The sequence below is a fragment of the Tistrella sp. genome, from assembly GCF_002684955.1.
GTDB lineage: Bacteria > Pseudomonadota > Alphaproteobacteria > Tistrellales > Tistrellaceae > Tistrella > Tistrella mobilis.
The window spans coordinates 20848-27965 of the sequence record NZ_NYWI01000053.1; the positions used below are offsets into that span (position 1 = coordinate 20848).

Here is a 7118-nt window from a genome sequence, read left to right on the forward strand (position 1 = left end):
GGCTTTGTCGTCAGACCCGATCCGGGCTGCGGATCAGCGCACGATGACGTTCTTGAACGCCCAGGGCTCGTTCCGGTCCAGATCCTCGGGGAAGAGGGTCTCGCGGTCCTGAAGCGGGGTCCAGTTGGTCCAGTAGCCGGCCATGGTGCCGAGATAGGGGGTCGAGATCTCGAGGATGCGGCGCTCGTCGATATCCTCGGGCTCGACCACACCGGCATTCGGGTTCTCGATCGCCCAGATCATCGCCGCCAGCACCGACACCGTCACCTGCAGGCTGGTGGCGTTGTTGTGCGGGACCAGCTCGCGGGCCTCGTCGATGGTCAGCTGCGAACCGTACCAGTAGCTGCCCTTGGCCGGGCCGTTGACCAGCACGCCCAGCTCGTCGACGCCGCCGGGCTGGGTCTCGTCCATCAGGATGCGGACGCGGGGCTGCAGTTCCCAGTTCTTGCCGGCGAATTCGTGCAGCGACAGCACGGCCTCGTCGCAGGGGTGATAGGCGTAATGGCAGGTCGGCCGATAGACCACCTCGCCCGCCTCGTCGCGCAGCGTGTAATAGTCGGCGGTGGAGATCGACTCGTTATGGGTGATCAGCCAGCCGTGGATCGGGCCTTCGCTCGGGACCCAGGTGCGCACGCGGGTGCCGGCACCCGGACGCATCAGGTAGATCGCGGCATCGCAGCCGAAATCGTGGCGGCGGCCCTCCGGCGGCAGCTCCGGCTCGTGCGTGCCCCAGCCGAGTTCCGACGGCTGGCAGCCCTCGCCAACGAAGCCGTTCACCGACCAGGTGTTGACGAACTCGCCGCGCTCCTTGGGCGGCAGGCCCTTCTGAGTGTCGCGCTCGGCGATATGGACGACCTTCACGCCCAGATCCCGGGCCAGCGCCGCCCAGCCTTCGCGGCTCTCGGGCCGCGTCGCATCCATGCCGCTCGCCTTGGCGATGTCCAGCAGCGCCGCCTTCAGGAAATGCGACACCAGACCCGGATTGGCGCCATGGGCGATGACCGCGGTCGGCCCGGCACCCAGCTCGCGCTTCACGTCGAGCGCGCTCTCACGCAGGGCATAGTTGCTGCGCTGCGAGGGCGAGAGATCGGGGTCGGTATAGCCGCCCGGCCAGGGCTCGACGCAGGTGTCGACGTAAAGCGCACCCAGCTCGCGGCACTTACGGATCAGGGCGACGCTCGACACCTCGACCGAGACGTTGCACAGGAAATCGCCCTGGCCCAGCCGCTGCTCCAGCTCGGCCGCATAGTTCTCGCGGGTCAGCGCCATCTTCAGGAAGGTGACGCCGTATTCCTCCGCGACGGCCTTGCCGGCATCGTCTGGCGAGATGATCGTGATCCGGTCCGGGGTGATGTCGATATGGCGCAGGATCAGCGGCAGGACACCCTGTCCGATGCTGCCGAAGCCGAGCATCAGCAGGCGGCCGGGAAGTGCGGCGTGCTTGGTCATGATGCGAAATGCACTCCTTGGGAGACGCCGGCGGCGCCGGCCGTCCGTCCGTCCGCGGATGCGGACGGTCAGCTCTCTATGGAACGGCGACGCGCGCGGCTTGTCCACCGCGCGCGTCACAGATTTCAAGGCTTTGTCATCAAGCGATGCGGGCGGGACCGGTTCACGAAACCGGCGCCGCCCCCGCCGGGTCCGCTCAGCGGCGATCGCCGCGGCGGGCGCCGAGACGCAGACGCAGGGCGTTCAGCTTGATGAAGCCCTGGGCATCGCGCTGGTCGTAGACCTGATCGGCCTCGAAGGTCGCAAAGGCCTCGTCATAGAGGCTCTTCGGTGACTTGCGGCCGACGACGATCACATTGCCCTTGAACAGCTTCAGCCGAACGGTGCCGGTGACGTTCTCCTGGCTCCGGTCGATCAGCGCCTGAAGCATCTCGCGCTCGGGCGAGAACCAGAAGCCGTTATAGATCAGCTCCGCATAGCGGGGCATCAGCTCGTCCTTGAGGTGCGAGGCCCCGCGATCGAGGGTCAGGCTCTCCATCGCGCGATGCGCGACCAGCAGGATGGTGCCGCCCGGGGTCTCGTAGACGCCGCGCGACTTCATGCCCACGAACCGGTTTTCGACCAGATCGAGCCGGCCGATGCCGTTGGCGCCGCCCAGATCGTTCAGGCGGGTCAGCAGGGCCGCAGGCGTCAGCGCCTCGCCGTCGATCGCGACCGCATCGCCCCGCTCGAACGAGATCTCGACATAGGTCGGCTCATCCGGGGCCGCGGCGGGCGAAACCGAGCGGGTGAACATCTCCTCGTCGGGCTCGACCCAGGGATCTTCCAGGGCGCGGCCTTCATACGAGATGTGCAGCAGGTTGGCGTCGGTCGAATACGGCGCCTCGCCGCGCTTGCCCTTGGCGATCGGGATCTGATGCTTCTCGGCATAGTCGATCAGTTTGGTGCGGGAGTTGAGATCCCATTCGCGCCAGGGCGCGACCACCTTGATGCCGGGCTCGAGCGCGTAATAGCCAAGCTCGAAACGGACCTGATCATTGCCCTTGCCGGTGGCGCCATGGGCGACCGCATCGGCGCCGACCTGACGGGCGATTTCGATCTGGCGCTTGGCGATCAGCGGCCGGGCGATCGAGGTGCCGAGCAGATAGACGCCCTCGTAAAGGGCATTGGCGCGGAACATCGGGAAGACGTAATCGCGCACGAACTCCTCGCGCAGATCCTCGACGAAGATCTCGGAGGCGCCCATCATCTCGGCCTTCGCGCGCGCCGGCTCCAGCTCCTCGCCCTGGCCGAGATCGGCGGTGAAGGTGACGACCTCGCAGCCGTAATTCTCCTGCAGCCAGCGCAGGATGATCGAGGTGTCGAGACCGCCGGAATAGGCGAGGACGACTTTCTTGACGTCGCGGCTCATGATCTGAAGCCCCCGGGAACGACAGGATGTGGGCGGAAGGTGCGGGCATCGCGGCGGCAGGAACCATGCGGACGGCCGCAAGCGCGCCGCCCAGGCCCCCGAGGGGCCGCGGATCGGCGCAGTATAGTGCAAACGCGCGCGGCGGCAACCGGTGCAGGGACGGTCCGGCAGGACGGCCCGGGAAAGGCGATCAGCCGGAGGACTGTAAAACCTGTGTGCACCTGATCTGCATGAGCGCATAATCAGAGATCATCTGCCTGAAGGACGGTACATCCCGTGGCCTGCAACAGATCCGCCGACAGAGGGCCCGCATATCATGGCCAACCGCCGCTTCCGTGGCTCGCGGTTCTGGCCGGCGCGTCGGGCATCGCCTTCGGTGCCGACTGGCTGGGCGCTGCATTCGGACTTGATGCCGCCCGGATCTGGGTGAGGATGGCGGCCACGGGCGTCGCAGCTGCTCTGGCGGTGCCCTTCGCCCTGCAGACCCGCATCCCGGCACTGCCCGCCGGCCGAAGCCGGACTCTGGGCACGGTCATGTTGCTGCTGGCGGCCCTCATCACCTGGGGCATCGCCGCATTGGCCGCAGAACGGGCCTGGTTCGACGGGATCAGCATGATGCTGATCCTGCTGATCACGCTGCCGGTTCATGCTGCGATCGTCTTTCTCCGCGGGGCTCGCGCACGGCCGGTTCATAAGCCGGCCGCCCGGCCGGGCGCGGCATCTCCGGCGCTGCTGCTGCCGCCACTCGCCATTGTGTTCGCCGGTTATGCGCTTCTGCCGCCAGAGACGACGGGCTCGCGCTTCGCCCTCCCGCTGCTGCTGGTGGTAACGGTATGGGGTGCGATGCTCATGACCCATAGCCTCGCGATCTGCGGGGCCTGGTCGGAACGCCTCAGCCGCATCAGCGGCAATCCCACCACACGCGTGCTGGCGATCATCCTGTCGGTCCTGACCGCGCTTCTGATGCTGGCAGCACTTCCCACCCACGCCGATCCTGTATCCAGAGGGATCGGTGCCATCGCGGGTTGCGTGATGGTGGCATCGATCGCAGTCGCTCTGTCGCCCGGCATCCGTCATCGCGCCAACAACCGGAGTTCCTGATGATCACGACCGTCATTGCGCGCATGCATGCCGTCGATCGGGCGGGCGCCGGCAAAAACTGGCTGCTTGCCGGTCTCGTCGCCGGCACGGTCGTCATCACCGGGACCGGCGCCTGCCGGGTCGGCATGGTCCTGGGCGCTCTGCTGGTCACGAGTGCGGCCTGGCCGCTGCTGGCCGGTACCGGTGCAACCCGGATCGTCGGCGGGCTTGGCGCTGCGCTGGCGCTGGTGCCGTTCGCGGCCGCCTGCCTGCTCGCCGAACTCGCCAGGACGCCCCCGGTCAGTTCGCGATCAGCGTGAACGCGGCCCAGGTCTCGTCGGGCACGCCGGCGAGCCGCCCCTCCAGCACATCGAGTTTGGTTGCCCTGAAGGCGGCCTCGTAGCTTTCACCCGCCGCAAGGTGGTCGTAGAACCGGGCCATGAACCGGGCGGCGCCGCGATCGGAGACGGGCCAGCGGGCAAGCAGGCTGCGGCGGACGCCGGCGGTCGCCAGCGCCGAGGGGAGGCCTGCCAGACCTTCGGCATAGCTGCGGTCGCCCTCCGCCGTGTCGCAGGCCGACAGCACCACCAGATCGATGCCGTCCAGCGGCCATGTCGCAAGTTCTGCAGCCGTCAGCCGGCCGTCATCTCCGTCGCCCGCCGCAAGCAGGACCCCGGCGCGGTCGAGCGGATCATCCGCTCCCGGGTGCAAGGGTTCGAAGAAGCCATGCGTCGCGAAATGCAGTACCCGTTGCCCGGCTGCCGCCCGACGGACAGCGCCGGCACTGGCATCCTTTCCGCGCAACATGACGGGCGGGATGCCCCCGGCCCGGGCGGTGGCGGCGATTCGGTCGATTTCGGCCGCGGTGAACGGCAGCGGCGATGCCGTCCCGCCGTAATCCACATCCCCCACCAGCAGCACCCCACTGCGATCGGCATCCTGAGGCATGTCATGGTCCCCGCCGGCCAGCGCCCGGCCGCTGCGCGCGATGCGCATGTCGAGAGCGGCGACCATCGGCTGCCCGTTCCGGTCGATCAGCACGTCGAACGGCACCAGGGTGAGCAACCCGTCCGGCACCACCGCCAGGCGGTCGACACCCTTCAGCTCGGACATCACCGGCCGGATCAGCAGGTCGTAGAGCCGGCGGCGGGTGTCGTGTCCGGCCGCGGCTTCCGGGACGGCGATCAGATCCGCCACCGCCGCCACGGGACCCAGATCGAAGAGCCGGATCCGCCCCGCCGCCCGGCCGAGCATGACCAGGATGCGCTCCTCGACCCGGTCGGGGGCCATGCGCATCGGCACGGTCATGTAGTCGAGCACGGCATCGCCCGGCCGGAAGGCCGAGAGGATCGCGCCATAATCGAGCGCCTGTTGCGCCTGCAGCCGGCGCAGGCCCGAGACCCGGTCGGCAAGGGCCGCCTCGGCCAGATCGAGCCGACGCTCAATGGCCTGACGATCAGCCCCCGGGCGCAGGCTCTCCGCCTTCAGGCGTCGGACCCGGGCGACGAGGTCCCGATCCGCCGGCGGCAGATCCGTCGCCGCCCGGTCGAGCAGGGCGCGTTCCAGCGACCCCGGTGCCTTCCAGTTCAGCATGACCCGCGCAACCAGCGCGATCGCCTGCGGATCCGAACGGCCGGCGGCATAGCCATAGGAGAGGATGTCGCCCAGGGCCTCGCGCGTTGCGGCCGCAACCTGCTCGATCACCGCCTGGTCGGAGGTCGAGGCGTATTCACGCCGCGCCCACAGCCGCAGACGTTCCTCCAGGCGGACATAGGCCGCCGTCGCCTCGGGATGCGCCTGTGCCCGTTCCGCCCGGGCGACATTGGTCGCCATGGAAATCGCCACCGGATGCAGAGGGCCGAAATGCCGCTCGGCCAGATCGAGCGACAGCCGATGCAGGCGCAGCTCGGCCGCAGGCTCGCCCCGGCGTTCGGCAATGCCGGCCAGACGATTGGCGAGATAGACCGCATCGGCATCGACCGTCCCGGTGGTCAGCTGCGCTTCCATCGCCGCGAGATCGCCCGGGTCCCCGGACGGCGCCGCCCCGGTCAGGATCGCGATCATGTCGCGCTCCCGGGCAATGCGGCGCGTCTCGGGATGATCCGGGCCGCGTGTGCGTGCCAGTGTGTCGACGACCTGGTCATACAACCCTGCGGCCTCTTCCGCCCGGTCCAGACCGACCAGGTCGAGGGCGAGGTTGCGGGCACTGATCAGCGTTGCACCATGGGCAGGTCCCAGCCTGACACGCCGCCAGTCGAGGGCCGCGCGGTCGAGCGGCTCCGCCTCGTCATGGCGGCCGAGATCGCGCAGCACCGCCGCCAGATTATTGGCCTGACGCATGGTTTCATCCGAAGGGCCGAGGGCCTGGCCGGCGCGTGTCCAGGCCTCGCGCAGATGCGGCAGGGCGGCGGCAGGCCGCCCGGCCATGCCGTAGGTCTGGCCCAGGGCGCCGATGGCGGCGATCGTGTCTTCGGCGTCCGGGCCCTCCAGACGTTCGAACATTTCGGCCGCGATGCGCCCCTCGGCAATCGCCGCGTCGTAATCGCGCCGGTCGCGATGCAGGGCGGCCAGGTTGAAATGGGTGATCGCAAGGGGCACGCTCTCGCCGGCGCCGGCCATCACCGCCACCAGCCGGTCGAAAACCGGCACGGCGCTGTCGGGATGACCGGTGTTCTGAAGTGCGATCGCCGTGTTGTTCAGGATCGGCGGCAGACGCTCGGGGTCCACCTCGGCCAGCCGGTCGAAGGCGGCATCGCGCAGCGCCCGCGCCTCCGTGGTCTCTCCGGCCTGTTCCAGCATGATGGAGAGTGTCAGCCGCGCCGCAAGCGTCGCCGTCGCATCCGCCCCCAGCACCCCGGTCCTGAGCGCCACCAGCTCGCGCGACAGCTCGACCGCCTCGGCCCGACGCCCTCGTGCATCGGCGGTGCCGATGGCCTCTTCCAGCACCGCATCACGCCGGCCCGGATCCTCCGCCGCACCCGTCGGCCATGACAGGAACAGCAGCCCGTTGATCACGAGAGCCCCCGCCAGGCGGCGCGGCAGCGGAGCGAGACGACGGATCATCTGAGAGGCACTTCCGGAAGCTCAGGACAGGTCATTCAAGCCCGCAGCGCCGCATCGGGAACAGCGACCTTTCCGTGACCCGTCGGCGATCCGCCCCCCCCCCCCCCCCCCCCCC

The 7118-nt window shown here is 69.0% G+C and carries 5 protein-coding genes; 2 read left to right on the plus strand and 3 right to left on the minus strand.

The features are described from left to right. Positions 1 to 33: 33 nt before the first annotated feature. Entirely contained in the window at positions 34 to 1449 is a 1416-nt protein-coding gene (locus tag CMO28_RS17500) for a homospermidine synthase (protein ID WP_062763043.1), read from the minus strand. A gap of 196 nt (positions 1450 to 1645) precedes the next feature. Next, the gene (locus CMO28_RS17505) at positions 1646 to 2860 is read right to left on the minus strand and encodes an argininosuccinate synthase (protein ID WP_014746620.1); all 1215 of its coding nucleotides are present in this window, start codon (positions 2858 to 2860) and stop codon (positions 1646 to 1648) included. A 465-nt stretch (positions 2861 to 3325) separates the two neighbouring features. On the opposite strand from CMO28_RS17505, the gene CMO28_RS17510 reads away from it, so the two are divergent. Both CMO28_RS17510 and CMO28_RS17515 read left to right on the plus strand, forming a co-directional pair. Beyond that, positions 3326 to 3961, plus strand: coding sequence for a hypothetical protein (locus CMO28_RS17510; protein ID WP_296715597.1), 636 nt, complete (start codon positions 3326 to 3328; stop codon positions 3959 to 3961). Further along, positions 3961 to 4260 carry a hypothetical protein gene (locus CMO28_RS17515; RefSeq protein ID WP_296715598.1) on the plus strand — a complete coding sequence of 100 codons (300 nt, stop codon included), beginning with the start codon at positions 3961 to 3963 and terminating at the stop codon, positions 4258 to 4260. Before CMO28_RS17510 ends, CMO28_RS17515 begins: the two co-directional genes overlap by 1 nt. Here the strand turns inward: CMO28_RS17515 and CMO28_RS17520 are convergent. Next, positions 4241 to 7003 carry a CHAT domain-containing tetratricopeptide repeat protein gene (locus CMO28_RS17520; RefSeq protein ID WP_296715599.1) on the minus strand — a complete coding sequence of 921 codons (2763 nt, stop codon included), beginning with the start codon at positions 7001 to 7003 and terminating at the stop codon, positions 4241 to 4243. The genes CMO28_RS17515 and CMO28_RS17520 overlap by 20 nt on opposite strands. Positions 7004 to 7118 lie beyond the last annotated feature (115 nt).